This is a genomic window from Haemophilus sp. HMSC068C11, assembly GCF_001815355.1.
Lineage (GTDB): Bacteria > Pseudomonadota > Gammaproteobacteria > Enterobacterales > Pasteurellaceae > Haemophilus_D.
Genome location: NZ_KV820360.1, coordinates 109,716 through 127,498, shown reverse-complemented (window position 1 = coordinate 127,498; position 17,783 = coordinate 109,716). Strand labels below are relative to the sequence as shown.

At 38.4% G+C, this 17,783-nt stretch carries 15 protein-coding genes, 1 tRNA gene and 2 pseudogenes; 9 read left to right on the top strand and 9 right to left on the bottom strand.

The genetic code is table 11. The annotated features are described in order from the left end of the window. Nucleotides 1–46: 46 nt before the first annotated feature. Complete coding sequence (locus HMPREF3020_RS02385; RefSeq protein ID WP_070775419.1) at nucleotides 47–1,264, bottom strand: tyrosine-type recombinase/integrase; 1,218 nt, start codon at nucleotides 1,262–1,264, stop codon at nucleotides 47–49. A 191-nt stretch (nucleotides 1,265–1,455) separates the two neighbouring features. Further along, a tRNA-Val gene (locus HMPREF3020_RS02380) sits at nucleotides 1,456–1,532 on the bottom strand. A 227-nt stretch (nucleotides 1,533–1,759) separates the two neighbouring features. On the opposite strand from HMPREF3020_RS02380, the gene pyk reads away from it, so the two are divergent. The 4 genes from pyk to pgi all read left to right on the top strand — a co-directional run bounded on the left by pyk (nucleotide 1,760) and on the right by pgi (nucleotide 7,563). Then, the gene (pyk, locus tag HMPREF3020_RS02375; protein WP_070775418.1) at nucleotides 1,760–3,196 is read left to right on the top strand and encodes a pyruvate kinase; all 1,437 of its coding nucleotides are present in this window, start codon (nucleotides 1,760–1,762) and stop codon (nucleotides 3,194–3,196) included. A 148-nt stretch (nucleotides 3,197–3,344) separates the two neighbouring features. Continuing rightward, complete coding sequence (locus HMPREF3020_RS02370; RefSeq protein WP_070775417.1) at nucleotides 3,345–4,751, top strand: replicative DNA helicase; 1,407 nt, start codon at nucleotides 3,345–3,347, stop codon at nucleotides 4,749–4,751. A gap of 23 nt (nucleotides 4,752–4,774) precedes the next feature. Beyond that, nucleotides 4,775–5,857, top strand: a complete 1,083-nt coding sequence (gene alr, locus HMPREF3020_RS02365; RefSeq protein WP_070775416.1) for an alanine racemase — start codon at nucleotides 4,775–4,777, stop codon at nucleotides 5,855–5,857. Between the two features lie 56 nt (nucleotides 5,858–5,913). Continuing rightward, nucleotides 5,914–7,563 (top strand): glucose-6-phosphate isomerase, encoded by a 1,650-nt coding sequence (gene pgi, locus HMPREF3020_RS02360; RefSeq protein WP_070775415.1) that lies wholly within the window; start codon nucleotides 5,914–5,916, stop codon nucleotides 7,561–7,563. 52 nt (nucleotides 7,564–7,615) lie between these two features. On the opposite strand, the gene HMPREF3020_RS02355 is transcribed toward pgi, so the two are convergent. From HMPREF3020_RS02355 to HMPREF3020_RS09560, 6 genes are all read right to left on the bottom strand, one after another. Further along, nucleotides 7,616–8,788, bottom strand: a complete 1,173-nt coding sequence (locus tag HMPREF3020_RS02355; RefSeq protein WP_070775414.1) for an MFS transporter — start codon at nucleotides 8,786–8,788, stop codon at nucleotides 7,616–7,618. A 69-nt stretch (nucleotides 8,789–8,857) separates the two neighbouring features. Continuing rightward, nucleotides 8,858–10,315: a glycoside hydrolase family 32 protein gene (locus HMPREF3020_RS02350; protein WP_070775413.1), complete on the bottom strand. Its 1,458-nt coding sequence runs from the start codon at nucleotides 10,313–10,315 to the stop codon at nucleotides 8,858–8,860. 63 nt (nucleotides 10,316–10,378) lie between these two features. Beyond that, on the bottom strand, nucleotides 10,379–11,305 hold the full coding sequence (locus HMPREF3020_RS02345) for an aminoimidazole riboside kinase (protein WP_070775412.1): 927 nt from the start codon (nucleotides 11,303–11,305) through the stop codon (nucleotides 10,379–10,381). 75 nt (nucleotides 11,306–11,380) lie between these two features. Further along, on the bottom strand, nucleotides 11,381–12,568 hold the full coding sequence (gene tyrS / locus HMPREF3020_RS02340) for a tyrosine--tRNA ligase (RefSeq protein ID WP_070775411.1): 1,188 nt from the start codon (nucleotides 12,566–12,568) through the stop codon (nucleotides 11,381–11,383). A gap of 208 nt (nucleotides 12,569–12,776) precedes the next feature. Then, nucleotides 12,777–13,493 (bottom strand): DNA/RNA nuclease SfsA, encoded by a 717-nt coding sequence (gene sfsA, locus HMPREF3020_RS02335; RefSeq protein WP_070775410.1) that lies wholly within the window; start codon nucleotides 13,491–13,493, stop codon nucleotides 12,777–12,779. Between the two features lie 99 nt (nucleotides 13,494–13,592). Beyond that, a complete protein-coding gene (locus HMPREF3020_RS09560; RefSeq protein WP_373897080.1) occupies nucleotides 13,593–13,709 on the bottom strand; it encodes an IS3 family transposase in 117 nt (38 codons plus the stop codon). Nucleotides 13,710–14,028: 319 nt separating this feature from the next. On the opposite strand from HMPREF3020_RS09560, the gene msrAB reads away from it, so the two are divergent. The 3 genes from msrAB to HMPREF3020_RS02320 are packed head-to-tail and all read left to right on the top strand — an operon-like array spanning nucleotide 14,029 to nucleotide 16,256. Then, the gene (gene msrAB / locus HMPREF3020_RS02330; protein ID WP_005636030.1) at nucleotides 14,029–15,090 is read left to right on the top strand and encodes a bifunctional peptide-methionine (S)-S-oxide reductase MsrA/peptide-methionine (R)-S-oxide reductase MsrB; all 1,062 of its coding nucleotides are present in this window, start codon (nucleotides 14,029–14,031) and stop codon (nucleotides 15,088–15,090) included. Between the two features lie 11 nt (nucleotides 15,091–15,101). Then, the gene (locus HMPREF3020_RS02325; RefSeq protein WP_005628783.1) at nucleotides 15,102–15,743 is read left to right on the top strand and encodes a cytochrome c biogenesis protein CcdA; all 642 of its coding nucleotides are present in this window, start codon (nucleotides 15,102–15,104) and stop codon (nucleotides 15,741–15,743) included. Nucleotides 15,744–15,785: 42 nt separating this feature from the next. Beyond that, nucleotides 15,786–16,256 carry a redoxin family protein gene (locus HMPREF3020_RS02320; protein ID WP_054419358.1) on the top strand — a complete coding sequence of 157 codons (471 nt, stop codon included), beginning with the start codon at nucleotides 15,786–15,788 and terminating at the stop codon, nucleotides 16,254–16,256. A 26-nt stretch (nucleotides 16,257–16,282) separates the two neighbouring features. Here HMPREF3020_RS02320 and HMPREF3020_RS02315 read toward each other — a convergent pair. After that, nucleotides 16,283–16,537 (bottom strand): annotated as a pseudogene (locus HMPREF3020_RS02315) (transposase); the annotation flags it as partial. Between the two features lie 170 nt (nucleotides 16,538–16,707). Between HMPREF3020_RS02315 and HMPREF3020_RS02310 the strand changes: the two are divergent. Together HMPREF3020_RS02310 and HMPREF3020_RS02305 are read left to right on the top strand one after the other, a co-directional pair. Beyond that, complete coding sequence (locus HMPREF3020_RS02310; protein ID WP_005699490.1) at nucleotides 16,708–17,370, top strand: Bax inhibitor-1/YccA family protein; 663 nt, start codon at nucleotides 16,708–16,710, stop codon at nucleotides 17,368–17,370. Nucleotides 17,371–17,494: 124 nt separating this feature from the next. Continuing rightward, nucleotides 17,495–17,783, top strand: a pseudogene (locus tag HMPREF3020_RS02305) (helix-hairpin-helix domain-containing protein); the annotation flags it as partial.

The following is a 17,783-nucleotide window of genomic DNA, read 5'->3' as shown; positions in this document are numbered from 1 at the left end:
AAGTGAACAGAGTGAACACCCTTTAGAAAACTTTTAATCTTTCTCTCTACGCATTTTCTTTTTCGCATTGCTCCACAAAATTACTCCATAATTGCATCACAGGGCGGCGGAGTTCTACATAATCGTAACGGTTATACGCCTGACTTGTTTTATTCCCAATGCTATGAGCAAGACAACTTTCAGCAATACGGAAATCAATTTGCTGATCTTCTAAAAACGTTCTAGCTATCGATCTCAATCCGTGAGCATCTTGAATCCCTTTGTAACCTATTTTTCTCAATGCGTTAGCTATTAGCTCTTTACTAGCTGATTGGTTAGGTTTGTGATAGTGAGAAAATACGAATTTGTCATCGCCTGTTATAGGTTTCAATTCTTCTAAAATCTTAAGCATTAAAGACGAGAGCGGAACAATATGCGGAAATGCCCCTTGTCTTGTTTTTTTCATTTTTTCTGCTGGGATTGTCCATATTTTCTTATCGAAATCAATTTCAGACCATTCAACAGAAACAGCCTCAGCTGGACGAACCATAGAAAGTAATTGCCAGCGAAATAAAACCTTTGTCAGATAATCCCTGTTTGAATTTTTGAAGTCTTGTAATAGTTTCGGTAGTTCTTCCGGTTTGATTGCTGGGTGATGTTTTTGAGGCTCTTTATGGTAAGCATCTGATGCTTTCAAGCAAGAATTAAACGAAATTAATCCTATTGTTACCGCATAATTTAAAATCTGATTAGCGAGGTTTAATAAACGGTGCAGCGTATCATTGAAACCTTTTTCATTTAATGTCCGAACAGTTTTAATCAATAAAGGGGAAGTAATCTGATCGATAGGGTAATTCCCAAGGGTAGGGAATAGATAATTTTCTAATCTTGCCCAATTCTTTTCCATTGTCATAGGCTCAATTTCTTTACTTCTTTTTTCTTTCCAAAGTAAAGCGACTTTATAGAAAGTATTTTCGTTCTGACCGTTTTTAATTAGTTCTTGTTCTTTGATGTATTCTTGCGGATCGATACTTTGAGCGAGTAGGGCGCGATATTCTTCGCGTTTTTGGCGAGCTTGCGCAAGTGTTATAGCTGGATAAGTTCCAATAGTAAAAGATGTGCGTTTATTTGTTACTGGGTGATAATAATTAAAAATCCAAGCCTTAGCACCGGTAGGCTTAATGCGTAAAAAAAGACCGTTACCATCACTTAGATTGTATTCTTTATCCTTTGTTTTCGCTTTATCTACTTCGGTATTTGTGAGCGGCTTAGTAACACGAGGCATCATTTTTCCTTAGTTTTAGTAACAAGATTTTTCGAAGTTTATCACCTTGTTACTAAACTTGTTACTAAAAAATGCGGTTAAAGACAATTAAATCTGATTAGTGGCGATAAGTAAAAGGGCTGAAAAGCCTTGAAAACACTGGGAAAAACAAAACCCCGCGAGTAGTTTCGCGGGGTTTTGTTTAGGATAAATGGTGCGACTAGCTGGACTCGAACCAGTGACCCCCACCATGTCAAGGTGGTGCTCTAACCAACTGAGCTATAGTCGCGTAAAAGATGTGGCAGATGATAAACAGTTTTGAGGATGAAAACAAGAGAATTTGTTTTAAGTTAAATTTAGCTGCTAAAAAAATAACCAAAAATTGATTTAAAAAGTCTCAGTAGTTATTTTGATTTTATGCAGGTTTAAGCGTATAATGCCCAGCGTTTTTTATCTCGGATGAGCCGAAATTTAAAAAAGCTTTAGTGAATTGTAACTATTTGTGGAGTTTAGATAATGTCTAGAAAATTAAGAAGAACGAAGATTGTATGTACAATGGGTCCAGCAACAGACCGCGATAACAATCTTGAAAAAATTATCGCAGCAGGCGCTAATGTTGTACGTATGAACTTTTCTCACGGTACACCAGATGATCATATTGAGCGTGCTGAGCGTGTTCGTGCGATCGCGAAAAAATTAGGTAAAACCGTGGCAATTTTAGGTGACTTACAAGGCCCTAAAATTCGTGTTTCTACTTTTAAAGACGGCAAAATTTTCTTAAATGTTGGCGATAAATTTATTCTTGATGCGGAATTACCAAAAGGTGAGGGTAATCAAGAAGCTGTTGGTTTAGACTATAAAACTCTTCCACAAGACGTTGTTCCTGGCGATATTCTTTTATTAGATGATGGCCGTGTTCAATTAAAAGTCCTTTCTACTGACGGTGCAAAAGTATTTACTGAAGTGACAGTTGGTGGTCCATTGTCAAACAATAAAGGGATCAACAAATTAGGTGGTGGTTTATCTGCAGATGCATTAACTGAAAAAGATAAAGCAGATATCATCACAGCTGCACGTATCGGTGTAGATTACTTAGCTGTATCGTTCCCTCGTTCAAGCGCAGATTTAAACTATGCGCGTGAATTAGCAAAACAAGCAGGTTTAGACGTGAAAATCGTTGCTAAAGTTGAACGTGCTGAAACTGTTGTTGATGAAGCAGCAATGGATGATATCATCTTAGCTTCTGATGTCATCATGGTTGCACGTGGCGACTTAGGTGTTGAGATTGGTGACCCAGAATTAGTTGGTGTACAGAAAAAATTAATTCGTCGTTCACGTCAATTAAACCGTGCGGTTATTACTGCAACTCAAATGATGGAGTCAATGATCAGCAACCCAATGCCTACTCGTGCAGAAGTGATGGATGTGGCAAATGCGGTATTGGATGGTACTGACGCGGTAATGCTTTCAGCAGAAACTGCTGCAGGGCAATATCCAGCTGAGACTGTGGCGACAATGGCTCGAGTATGTTTAGGTGCAGAAAAAATGCCAAGCATCAATATTTCTAAACACCGTTTAGATCGTGAGTTCAGAGATATTGAAGAATCTGTAGCGATGTCTGCAATGTACGCTGCAAACCACTTAAGCGGTATTGCAGCAATCATTACCTTAAGCCACTCTGGTCGTACACCATTATTAATGTCACGTATCAGCTCAGGTTTACCAATCTTTGCACTTTCTCGTGTTCAAGAAACATTAAACCGTTGCGCATTATACCGCGGTGTGACACCAGTTCATTTTGATGGTGAATCTCGTAGCTCTGCGGGTGCAAAAGCAGCGATTAACCTATTAAAAGAAAAAGGTTATTTAGTTTCTGGTGATGTTGTTTTATTAACACAAGGTGATGAGTCAGAAGGTACAACTAACGTTTGTCGTACTTTAACTGTTGAATAATCAACATTCATGAATAAAAAAGAGCGGTGGATTTTTCCACCGTTTTTTTATATCTAAAATATTGAAAATATTGACCGCACTTTTTTCTTAAAACCACCTCGTATTTGCGGTATCATAAGCACAGTTTTTAGTTTAAATTGAAATCCTTATGGCCTCACAAAGACAAATCCAATCTCCAGATCAGAAAACTGAACAAGTTAGCATCCCGCCTCATTCCACTGAAGCTGAACAAGCCGTACTTGGCGGCATTATGTTGAGTAATCAACATTGGGATGGTGTTGCAGAAAGAGTGATTGCTGAGGATTTTTATACTTTTGCGCATAAAGCAATCTTCCAAACCATGGAAGAATTAATGCGTAATCAAAGCCCGATTGATTTAATCACCCTTGATCAAGCCCTTAAAGCGAAAGGTATTAGCGATTCTGTAGGCGGTTTTGCTTATTTAGCGGATCTTTCTAATAACACGCCAAATGCCATTAATATTTTGGCTTATGCTGAAATCGTACGTGAAAAAGCGATTTTGCGTGAGCTTATTGCTGTGGGAAATCGTATCGCAGAAAACAGCTATTCTCCGAAAGGCAAAGACATCAAAATGGTGTTGGATGAGGCTGAAAGAGAAGTGTTTGCTATTGCTGAAAAACGCAGTTCTTCAACTGAAGGGCCACAAAATGTGATCAGCGTGTTGGAAAGTACTATTGCTCGAATTGATACCTTAAGCAAGCTTGAAAATCATAGCGGTGTGACAGGGGTCACAACGGGCTTTGTCGACTTAGATAAGAAAACTGCAGGTTTACAGCCTTCCGATCTCATCATTGTCGCAGCTCGTCCTTCTATGGGTAAAACCACGTTTGCGATGAACCTTTGTGAAAATGCCGCCATGGCAAGTGATAAGCCTGTGTTGGTATTCAGTTTAGAGATGCCTGCGGAACAAATCATGATGCGTATGATTGCCTCTCTTGCTCGCGTGGATCAAACCAAAATTCGTACTGGCCAAAACTTGGATGAAACGGAATGGAGCAAGATTGCCAGCGTGTTTGGGATGTTTAAGCAAAAAAACAACCTTTATATTGATGATTCTTCTGGCTTAACCCCAACGGAGTTACGTTCTCGAGCACGTCGTGTTTATCGCGAAAATGGTGGCTTGAGCATGATTATGGTGGACTACCTTCAGTTAATGCGTGCACCTGCATTTTCAGATAACCGTACTTTAGAAATCGCAGAGATTTCCCGTTCTTTAAAAGCATTAGCAAAAGAATTAGAAGTCCCGGTCATTGCACTTTCTCAGCTCAACCGTACTTTGGAACAACGTGCGGATAAACGTCCGGTAAACTCAGACTTACGTGAATCAGGCTCTATTGAGCAGGATGCTGACTTGATTATGTTCATTTATCGTGACGAAGTGTATAACGATAATTCCGAAGATAAAGGGGTGGCTGAAATCATTATTGGTAAACAACGTAACGGTCCGATTGGTCGTGTACGTTTAGCATTTAACGGTCAATTCTCACGCTTTGATAACCTTGCCGAACAGCGTGAATACAGAGATGATTATTAGGCAAGAGATAACGGATTAGAAAAATGAACGTAAAACCGGCAACAGCGAAAATCAGTTCGCTTGCCTTAAAACATAATTTACAAGTTATTAAAGAAAAAGCGCCCCACAGTAAAATTATTGCCGTGGTAAAAGCAAACGCATATGGTCACGGTGTAGTATTCGTCTCATCCGCTTTAGAAAGTATGGTGGATTGCTTTGCTGTGGCACGTTTAGAAGAAGCATTATCTTTACGCTCCAATGGTATTATTAAACCGATCTTATTGCTAGAAGGCTTTTTTGATGAAAAAGATCTGCCTATTATTGCGGTAAATAACATTGAAACGGTGGTACATAACCGCGAACAGCTTGAAGCATTAAAACGGGCCGTAGTACCAAGTCCAATTAAAGTCTGGTTAAAAATTGATACCGGTATGCACCGTTTAGGTGTATCACTTGATGAAGTGGATTATTTTTATCAAGAGTTAAAAAAACTTCCTCAAATTCAACCGCACTTAGGTTTTGTGAGTCATTTTAGTCGAGCAGATGAATTAGATTCTGATTACACTCAAGTTCAGCTCGATCGTTTCCTTCAAGCGACAAAAGATAAAGCAGGAGAACGAACCATTGCTGCATCCGGTGGGATTCTATTCTGGCCAGAAGCGCATTTAGATTGTATTCGCCCAGGGATTATCATGTATGGTATTTCACCAACGGATACTGTTGGGGCTGAATTTGGTTTAACTCCTGTGATGAATTTAACGTCATCTTTGCTTGCTGTTCGTGAACAGAAAAAAGGTGAACCTGTTGGCTATGGTGGCATTTGGACCAGTCCTAAAGATACCAAAATTGGTGTTGTCGCTATTGGATACGGTGATGGCTATCCGCGTGATGTGCCAGAAGGTACGCCAGTTTATCTAAATGGTCGAATTGTTCCTATTGTCGGTCGCGTCTCAATGGATATGCTGACGGTGGATTTAGGTGCAGATAGCCAAGATAAAGTCGGTGATGAAGTGATCTTATGGGGTAAGGAATTACCAATTGAAACGGTAGCTAAATACAGTGGTATTTTAAGCTATGAATTGATTACAAAATTGACCCCTCGTGTTATAACAGAATATGTCGATTAATTGTTTTTGCAAGAAAGCAAAAATGTAAAGAATTCAATTTTTAAAAGGAAATATTCATGAAAAACATCAACCCAACCAATACACAAGCTTGGAAAGCACTTGAAGCTCATCAATCTCAGCTGGCTAATACCACGATTGCTGATTTGTTCAAACAAGAACAAAATCGTTTTAACGATTATTCTTTAAATTTTGAAAATCAAATCTTAGTGGATTTTTCAAAAAATAAAATTAATCAAGAAACCCTCAAATTACTTCGTCAATTAGCCAAAGAGTCTGCATTAGATGAAGCGATTAATGCCATGTTTGCAGGCGAAAAAATTAATCGTACAGAAAATCGAGCTGTATTACATACCGCACTTCGTAACCGTTCAAATACACCTGTCTATGTTGATGGCAAAGATGTGATGCCAGAAGTGAATGCCGTATTAGCGAAAATGAGTGCATTTTGTAATCGAGTGATTTCAGGTGAATGGAAAGGTTATACGGGAAAAGCGATTACTGATGTGGTGAATATTGGTATCGGTGGTTCGGACTTAGGCCCTTATATGGTGACCGAAGCGCTTCGTCCTTATAAAAACCACTTAAACATGCACTTTGTTTCAAACGTAGATGGTACACATATCGCTGAAACGTTGAAAAAAGTAAATCCTGAAACGACACTTTTCTTAGTGGCGTCTAAAACCTTTACCACACAAGAAACCATGACCAATGCGAATTCTGCACGTGATTGGTTATTAGCGGCAGCGAAAGATAATAGCGCGGTGGCAAAACACTTCGCAGCGCTTTCGACCAATGGTAAAGCGGTAGCAGAATTTGGTATTGATACCAATAATATGTTTGAGTTCTGGGATTGGGTTGGTGGCCGTTATTCTTTATGGTCTGCAATCGGTCTTTCTATCGCACTTTCAATCGGCTTTGATAATTTTGAAGCGTTATTAAGTGGTGCGCATGAAATGGATAAACATTTCCGTACCGCGCCATTAGAAAAAAATATTCCAGCGACATTAGCGTTAGTCGGTTTATGGAATACTAACTTCCTTGGTGCACAAACTGAGGCGATTTTACCTTATGACCAATATTTACACCGTTTTGCCGCTTATTTCCAACAAGGTAATATGGAATCAAACGGTAAATATGTCGATCGTAATGGCAATGTTATCCGTGATTATCAAACCGGCCCAATTATTTGGGGAGAACCGGGTACAAACGGCCAGCATGCATTCTATCAATTGATTCACCAAGGTACGATGTTAATCCCTTGTGACTTTATCGCGCCGGCACAAAGTCATAATCCATTAGGTGATCACCACAGCAAATTGTTATCCAACTTTTTTGCGCAAACTGAAGCGCTTGCATTTGGTAAAACTAAAGAAGAAGTCGAAGCAGAGTTTGTGAAAGCGGGTAAATCTTTAGATGAGGTAAAAGACATTGTGCCATTCAAAGTCTTTACAGGTAACAAACCGACCAACTCTATTTTAGTGCAAAAAATTACACCATTTGTTCTTGGTGCATTAATTGCCATGTATGAACACAAAATTTTTACACAAGGTGTGATTTTCAATATCTTTAGTTTCGACCAATGGGGCGTGGAATTAGGTAAACAATTAGCGAACCGAATTCTTCCTGAATTGGCAGACAAAGAGAAAGTTTCAAGCCATGATAGCTCAACCAATGGATTGATTAACCAATTCAAAGCATGGCGCTAAGATAATGGAAAACAAAAGAGCGGTCAAAATTGACCGCTCTTTTTTATTTTAATCAAACTGATTTGACTTTCCACATACAGGCTACGCTGATAAAAATTAATGCCACAGCTACATAAAAAACAGAGTTGTAATGCCAAATTTCCGCAATAATACCGGCAATAGGCCCACCAATAATCCAGCTACTTTTTGCTGCATTACTAAATAGCGTAGTGGCTGTGCCCATTTTAGTCGGCATTAAGTCTTGGAAATACACCATGCCAATCGTAGCAGTAATACCGATAAAAATTGCATTAAGCAGCTGTAATCCGATAAGCTGCCAAGTTTGCTCAGCGAATAATAAACTTGAATAGAAGGCGAGACCTGAAACTAAAGCAATCATCATCAAGCGTTTTTTACTGAAATATTTGGTGAGATAGCCCGCAAAAATCATCACAGGAATTTCCAATCCCGCAGCTGTCCCCATTAATGTTCCCGCCAGTTCTTTGTTTAAATGTAATTCATTAATTACAAATAATGGCATATTAATGAGATACATGCTGTTACAGGTCCAAAGTAATAGGTTAGCGATGAACAAGTAAATCACACTTTTTCTTGGTGGCGTGTTGTCTAAAATCTCTTGATTTTTGACCGCACTTTGACGAGGAATTTTCGGCAATAATTTGCTGACACCTGCACACAGTAAAAAGGCAGAACCCGCCACCAAATACATATAATCAAATCCCCAGTTTAGCGCAATGAAAAAGGAAAGCGGTGGCCCTACAATCCAAGCAAGAGATATTTGAGTTCGCATAATTGTGGTGAACATCACTGCTTCACGATGGCTACTTTCAGCATATTCTCGTGCTAGAGCAAAAGATTGTGGATTGGCAGATGAACCCAAGCCTAATAACGTTGTACCGATAATAATCAACACATAATAATTTCGGCTATAAGCAAAAATGAGACAGCCAAGCACAGCAATCAAACAGCATACAATCATTACTTTACGACGATCATCTTGCTTATCAGAATATTTCGCCAGAATTTGGCTCAAGATAATGCCAATAATGGCATTGACGGAATAGAACAAGCCCACAAAAAAAGGTGAAACTTGAATCTCTTGAGAGAGATACAAACTCAAGGTCGGCGTTTGAAACGCAGATGCAATTCCCGTTAAAAAGGCGATCAATAGAAAATTGAATGCTACAAGATTAGATGGTGTTGAGTTTTGTTGTTGAACAAACATAGTCATTACTTAATAAAAGAACATGATTGAAAATAAAAGTGCGGTTAATTTTAACCGCACTTGAGTTGATTATTTGTCATATTGAATAGCTGGTAAATAACCGATCATTAAATCTAACGGATGATTGCTGGCTACTGTATTTTCTCTGTTCTCAATGAAAAATCTTGATGTCATCGCTTTTTCACCCTGATTAAAGAAAATTTCAATAATTGAACGATCGAAGAAAATTTCGACAGTTTGTAGATTTTCAACTTCGCAGAAGCGTTTGGTATCGAATTTCTTCATTAATTCCGTTTGTTCGCTTTGACTGCGATCTAAGCAAACCAAGCCATTTTCATAAGAAAGTCGTAATGATTGTCCTTTTTCATTTTGGAAAAAGGTTAAGTCAAAGGCTTGGTTATTTACCTCAAATTTGACATAGGCACGATCTAAATTGACAATATCCGCTTTCTCATCAAGTTGAAGTGATGAAAGTGCGGTCAGATTTTCGTATATTTTAGCAATCGGGCGTTGATAAATCTTCGAGCCTTCTAAACGCAATTCTCTTGGCAAGGTTAAAGCCGAATGCCATTTAAATTTGTCTGTTGGGTAAGTTAAATCAGGCAAACCAATCCAACCGAAAAGTACCGCATGAGTTTTAGTAGATAAGCCACCAAACGTTTGTGGTGCATAGAAATCAAAGCCTTGATCCAACTCACTAATATATTCTGCTTCAAAGGTTAAATCCGTTAATTTACCCACAGCATAAGTCGCATGATAATTATTTTGGAATTGATGTGCTTCTCGATCTTTACCTTGTGGCGACCAAATAAAAACATCTTTATCGCCGAGCTTTAATAGGTCAGGGCATTCCCACATAAATACGTTTTTATTGTCAAAATCAGGCAAAGAAAGCTCGCCTAATAAACGAGGTGTATCTTCAAGATTGTCCATTTCAAAAATAATGGCAGTTCCCGTGAGATTTTCTCGCTGTGCGCCGCAGATAAAACGGATTTTACCTTCTTCAGTAAAATACGGTTTAGGATCGCGAACATGCTCTGTATAGCCTTCAGGCGCATTTTCAATTAACGGACGTTTGCTGAGTAATTTCCCATTAAGATCGAAAATCGCTAAATTTTGATAAGGCACGCGTTGATTATCGCTTGGACGACGGGTATTGCCAGTATAGAACATGGCTAATTTATCACCAACTTTTAAAGCACCACCAGAATAGCATCCGTGGGATTCAAAAAGCTCGCAAGGAATCAGATCATCTGCTGATTGATAATGTTGGAAATCTTTTGTGATTAAATGCTTCCAATGTTTCATTCCGTGGATCGCATCGAATGGAAACCATTGATAGAACAGATGGTATTTCTCTCCATCAAAGATTAAACCATTAGGATCGTTCATTAAGCCAGTTGGTGGGGCAATATGAAAGTGCGGTCGAAAATCTTTGTCTTTTTGCACGGTTTCAGCAATTTCTGCGAGCTCGCCTTTTTCTGCGGCTAGAATACTTTTATATTTGCCATTATTGAAAATAATCATCGTGATCGTGCCTCGTTAATGTGATTGGTAAGTAAAAGGTGCAATAATTTGCACCTTTGATTCTTAATTGGCTAGGAACGCTGCTAATTGTGTTTGATTTGGTAAGGCTGACATCGCGCCTTTCGCTGTCGTAGCAAGGGCGCCGCAGGCATTAGCCTGACGAATGATTTGCACTAGCACATCGTTTTCTTTCCAGTTTGGATGCTGTGAAAGTCCAGCAAGCAGACCACCAACGAAGGCATCGCCTGCACCCGTTGTATCAACCGGCTGTAAGGCTTTGCCTGAAATTACATCTTTCTTACCTTCTAAGTGATAGAGTGCGCCATCTTTACCCAAAGTCACAATAATTAATTTTTCAGGATAAAGTGCGGTCACTTTTTCAAAAGCTTTTTCAAGGCTGTCAGTATTAGTCAAAAGCGTTAATTCTTCTTCAGAGAATTTTAATACGTCAGCCAACGCAACCGCTTCCATGACCACGGTTTTCATTTCTTCTAAGCTAGGCCAAAGTGATTCACGTAAATTAGGGTCAAAAGAGAAGAAACCGCCAGCAGCTTTAATACGACGAATCGCTTCAAAAGTCGCTTCGCGAGATGGATTATTGATTAGCGCGATAGAGCAGCAATGTAGCCATTCACCTTGTTGGAAAGGCGGTAAATCGCTGGCTTGTAAGAACTGATCCGCACTTGGGTTTACCATAAAGGTAAAGCTGCGTTCACCATTATCTAAGCCGACCACAACCGTAGAGGTACGATGTTGCGGATCTAAAATCATATGTTGTGTATTCACATTTTCCGCATTTAAGGTGTCTTGCATAAATTGACCAAGCGGATCGTTACCTACGCGACCAATAAAGGCACTCGGGCTGCCTAATCGTGCCACGCCAACAGCCACATTTGCAGGGGCCCCACCGGCACAACGTAAATAATGATTTTCACCGTCAGGAATAAGATCGACAACCGCATCGCCGGTTACCCAGATTTTTTGGCTCATATTATTTTCCTTCTATTGTGGATATCAGTTAAAAAATAACCGCACTTAAAAAGAGCGGTCATTTTCATAGGTGTTTTATGCGATGGTTACGCGTGCAAACTTACGTTTACCGACTTGGTAAACATTCGTGCCTTTTGGCGCATTGTCTTTCATGTCTTCGACTTTTTCGCCATTGATTTTCACACCACCTTGTTTCGCTGAGCGAATTGCTTCAGAAGTAGAAGGAACCAGTCCTGCTTCTTTTAATAAGGTTGCTAAACCAATTTCGCCTTCAAAGGTGAATTCAGGCATTTCATCCGGCATTGCACCTTTTTGGAAACGGTTAATAAATTCTTGTTCAGCCGCCTCTGCAGCTGCTTCATCATGGAAGCGAGCGATGATTTCTTTGGCTAATAAAATTTTCACATCACGTGGGTTTTTGCCATTTGCTACTTCTGCTTTTAATTCAGCAATTTCAGTGAGTGGACGGAAAGAAAGTAAGTTGTACCAATCCCACATTAATTCATCCGAGATCGACATGATTTTACCGAACATATCACTTGGTGCATCAGTCACGCCGATGTAGTTACCTAATGATTTAGACATTTTTTTCTCACCGTCTAAACCAACAAGTAATGGAAGTGTTATCGCTACCTGTGGTTTTTGACCAGCTGATTTTTGTAATTCACGACCAACAAGTAAGTTGAATTTTTGGTCGGTACCACCAAGTTCCACGTCAGCTTCTAAAGCAACAGAGTCATGACCTTGTAGTAAAGGATAAATAAATTCGTGAATTGCGATAGGTTGGTTATTACCAAAACGTTTTTTGAAGTCATCACGTTCTAGCATACGCGCTACGGTGTAGTTACTTGCTAAACGGATCATTCCTTCAGTACCCAATTTACCCAACCATTCAGAGTTGAATACGATTTTTGTTTTTTGTGGGTCTAGAATTTTGTAAATCTGTTCTTTATAGGTTTCCGCATTGCGAAGCACATCTTCACGGCTAAGCGGTGGGCGAGTGGTGTTTTTACCAGATGGGTCACCGACCATACCAGTGAAATCACCGATTAAGAAATAGACTTCGTGGCCTAATTGTTGGAATTGACGGAGTTTGTTTAATACCACGGTATGCCCTAAGTGAATATCCGGAGCAGTAGGATCTGCACCAAGTTTAATTTTAAGTGGGCGATTTTCTTTTAGTTTTTCGATTAAATCTGCTTCAGAAAGAATCTCATCAGTACCGCGTTTTAGTTCTGCGAGAACGGTATTAATATCAGTCATTCTATTTCCTAATGTTATTTTAATATTAAAGGCTACATTATAGAGAATATGGCTAAAATGAAAAGATTGAGATGAAAAAAAACGCCTATTTGTGGGGAAATAGGCGTGAAGTTGGAGTGATTATCTGTTTGTTTTTGGAATGGATAGATGATAACTATTATCAAATACCTTGTCAATAACAAAATGCAAATAATTCTCAATTATTTTTTTAATCGATGTAAGGTACACTTTCTGTGAGAGAAAGTGCGGTCGGAATGCCATCTGAAATGTCAAATTTTCCCGTATAAGCATAAGCTTCAACGCCCTGAGATTTGGCGTCCTTTAAAAGACGATCATATTCAGGATCTACAAACTCAGCGATTTTAAAACGATCGAAGCCATCATGTAATCCGGCAAAGAGAACAACAGCGCGATATCCTTGTTTTTTCATAGCTAAAAGCTCGCGAACATGTTTTTGTCCACGAGTAGTCACCGCATCGGGAAACATCCCTAATGTGCCTTTTACAAAAGTGATTGATTTCACTTCAACATAACAATCTGGCAAGCCCTCACCTTTAAGTAAGAAGTCGATACGGCTATTTTCTTCACCATATTTCACTTCAGGATAAATTTCATCATACATAGCGAGTTCTTTGATTTGCTTATTTTGCAAGGCTTCAAAGACTAACTGATTGGATCTGTGAGTATTAATGCAAACAAGTTGGCCATTTGCTAATTGCGTTAATTCCCAACTATGTGGATATTTGCGAGTTTGGCTATCAGAATGAGAGTACCAAACGGTATCACCTTTTTCACCACAGCCAGTCATTGCACCAGTATTTGCACAATGAATCGTGATCACTTCACCATTTGGTAATTCAATATCAGTCAAAAAACGCTTATAGCGGCGAATTAATTTTGCGGATTGTAGGGTAGGGAGTTGCATGATTGTTCCTTGATTGTCCTTGTTAAAAGAAAGTGAGGTCAAATTTAATGATGAAATTAATCGCTCTTTGATCTGCCCCCCAAAAGTTGGACAGGTTAGTTAACTTAAATATTGAGATCGGTATTGCACTGGGCTCAATCCTTTGAAAGCAAGTTTAATGCGTTTTGGGTTGTAATACACTAAATATTCTTCAATTTTAGCCTGTAATCCAGCAATTGAATGATAAGTCCGAGAGTAAAAACACTCTGATTTTAGTATCGCAAAAAACTTTCAATCACCGCATTATCATAGCAATTTCCTCGGCGGCTCATACTTTGCACCGCTTTGTGATAAAGCGAAGGAGTGGAATATGATTGCATATAGATTTTTTTACCTTAGAAAAGAGGGCGAAACAGTGTTTTTTAGCTCTTTATTATTGGTTATAACAATGGATTTCAGTCAATTTCTTTAAAAATTTTACAAAAATCTGTAAGAAATCGGATTATCCGCCGTCTAACCTTATGTAACGTTAATTTTCACATCATAAGGAAAAACAATGAAACTATCAAAAACATTTCTATTTATTACCGCACTTTGTTGTGCTACACCAACTTTAGCAATACAAAATTCAACATCATCATCTGGAGAACAAAAAATGGCAATGGAAAATACACAAAACATTCGAGAAATTTATCTTGCTGGTGGCTGTTTCTGGGGTATGGAAGCATATATGGAGCGCATTCACGGGGTGAAAGATGCGATTTCTGGCTATGCCAATGGTAATACGGAAAAAACCAGTTATCAGATGATTGGCGTAACCGATCACGCAGAAACAGTAAAAGTCACTTACGATGCAAATCAAATTTCGCTCGATAAATTATTGCAATATTATTTTAAAGTGATTGATCCAACGAGTGTAAACAAACAAGGTAACGATCGTGGCAGACAATATCGCACAGGGATTTATTATCAAGATGGGGCAGATAAAGCGGTGATCGAACAAGCACTCGCCCAGCTTCAAACCAAATATAAAAAACCAGTGCAAATTGAGGTGCAGCCGCTTAAAAATTACATCGTAGCAGAAGAATATCATCAAGATTATTTAAAGAAAAATCCAAATGGTTATTGCCATATTGATATTACCAAAGCAGATGAACCTATGATTGACGAGAAAGATTATCCGAAACCGAGTGATGCAGAACTTAAAGCGAAATTGACACCGTTGCAATATTCCGTTACTCAAAATAAACATACTGAACGCTCTTTTAGTAACGAATATTGGGATAACTTCCAACCGGGTATTTATGTTGATGTCACCACGGGCGAGCCTGTTTTCTCTTCAAATGATAAATTTGAATCGGGTTGTGGCTGGCCGAGTTTTACGAAACCAATAGCAAAAGAGGTAGTGCATTATCAAACAGATAATAGTTTTAATATGCAACGTACCGAAGTGCTAAGCCGTGCGGGCAATGCTCATTTAGGTCACGTATTTGATGACGGCCCGAAAGATAAAGGCGGTTTGCGCTATTGCATTAACAGCGCATCAATTAAATTTATTCCGTTAGCTGAAATGGAAAAAGCAGGATACGGATATTTGATTCAATCAATTAAAAAATAAGGAGATGCAGGATGTTAGATCAACAACTCCTTATTGGAACTGTATTTTTAGCTGGGCTTGCTTCTTTTCTTTCGCCTTGTATTTTCCCGATTATTCCAATTTATTTTGGTATTTTGAGTAAAGGCGGTAAAAAAGTCCTAAATACTTTTTTATTTATTTTAGGGCTTTCCCTTACATTTGTAAGTCTAGGCTTTAGTTTTGGTTTTTTAGGGAATATTTTATTTAGTAACACTACCCGCATTATCGCTGGCGTTATCGTGATTATTTTGGGTATTCATCAACTTGGCATTTTCAAAATTGGTTTGTTGGAACGCACGAAATTAGTGGAAATCAAAACATCAGGAAAATCGACCGCACTTGAGGCATTTGTGCTTGGTTTAACGTTTAGTCTTGGTTGGACACCTTGTATTGGCCCGATTTTGGCTTCCGTGTTAGCTTTATCAGGCGATGAAGGCTCTGCACTTTACGGTGCATCAATGATGTTTGTTTATGTACTTGGTTTAGCAACGCCTTTTGTGCTGTTTTCGTTTTTCTCTGATAGCTTGCTAAAACGTGCCAAAGGGTTAAATAAACACTTAGACAAATTTAAAATCGGTGGCGGAATTTTAATTATCGTGATGGGCATTTTATTGATTACGAATAATTTTTCGTAAGACATAACCTCAACAAAAGAAATCTATAAAAGGAAAAAAACAATGAAAAAACTACTATCAATATTTTTAATGGCATTCAGCCTAAACACTTTTGCACAAACTAATTTGGCGGATGTTCAACTCAAAGACTTAAACAATCAGCCAGTTACTTTAAGCCAATATAAAGGCAAACCTGTGTATGTAAAAATGTGGGCATCTTGGTGTCCAATTTGCTTGGCTGGCTTAGCTGAAATTGATGATTTAAGTGCGGAAAAAAATCGTGGATTTGAAGTCATAACCATTGTTTCGCCAGGTCATAAAGGTGAAAAATCACCTGCTGATTTTATTGAATGGTACAAAGGGCTAGAATATAAAAATATTAAAGTCTTGCTAGATGAAAATGGTGATATTATTGATCGTGTTCATGTTCGAGGTTATCCGTTTAATCTATTTTTAGATTCTGATTTAAATGTGAAGAAAACTGTGCCAGGGCATTTAGGCGCAGAGCAAATTCGAGTGTTTGCTGAAAAATAACGATGACAAGCGGCTTATTTTTAAGCCGCTTTAGGTGAAAAGTCTGTGGTTTCTGGAATTTCAATGCCTTTCTTTTTCATCTTTGGCTTCACTACTTTCGGTGTTTGAAGGTTTGTATAAGGCGATTTTATGCCATCAAGCCCTCTTTCCCGAAATGCTTTTAGCCAATAAATGACGAGAGCATGGGAAATTTGATGAAGTTTAGCCACCTCACGGATACCATAATCCTGTTCGGTGACGAGTTTGATAATTTTCAAACGAAATTGATAAGAGTAGGACATAATCTGCATCTCAAATTAGATGTCCAGGTTTTGGGGGTAGATCACTTTTACCTTCTTAAATTTAAAAATTAAAACAAATTCTTGATTTACCATTGACTTTTTTACCTGTAGCCCTTACTTTACGAAGTGATGTTTCATCAAATTTATTCTTTGTAAAATAAGGAGCTTTTATGCAATCTCGCATTGTGGTTAATTCACAGGAAGAATCACTACTTAGCACACATAAAGTACTACGTAATACCTATTTCTTATTGGGATTAACGATGGCATTTTCGGCAGTTGTTGCTTATATTTCTATGAGCTTGAACTTGCCTTATCCAAACCTTATCGTATTGCTCGTAGGCTTTTACGGTTTACTTTTTGTGACAAACCGTTTAGCAAATAGTGCGTGGGGGATTTTGGCTGCATTCGCGTTTACAGGGTTTATGGGTTATACCATTGGGCCAATTTTAAATATGTATGTGGCGAGAGGAATGGAAGATTTGATTATGCTTGCTTTCGCAGGTACCGCTATCGTCTTCTTTGCTTGCTCAGCTTATGTACTAACAACGAAGAAAGATATGTCTTTCCTTTCTACCGCGATTTTCTCATTATTTATCGTGTTATTGTTAGGAATTGTGGCAAGTTTCTTCTTCCAAATTCCAGCACTAGCGGTAGGGATCAGTGCATTGTTTGTTGTGTTCTCAACAATGACAATCCTTTATGAAACCAGCAATATTATTCACGGTGGCGAAACAAACTATATTCGTGCAACGGTGAGTATTTATGTATCAATTTACAACTTATTCATTAGCTTATTGAGATTACTTTCTATCTTCTCAAGCGATGACTAGTCAGTATTAAATTTAAAGACGCTCCTGATTAGGGGCGTTTTTTGTTTTGAACTAATTTTTTTAAGATAAGTCTTAGCATACAGGTTCGCTTGTCGAGCCTATTAATAACAAAACAGGAGTTTTTATGAAATCTTTAAAATCACTTTTAACATTAACATCACTTGCATTAGCCGTATCTGGTTCTGCATTGGCAACGAATACATCTGTATTACCAACAAAAGAATCAGTCGTAACTAATTCAAAATCAATGGTTGAAAGTACAAAAGCTGACGTGAAAAATGCGGCAAATGATAAGCTTAAATCAATGACTGATAGTGCGAGTTCAACGAAATCAAATGCATTAGATAAAGTAACTGAAGCTAAAGAAAAAGCAACGTCTGCGAAAGATGCAATGAAAGATAAAGCGACTTCTG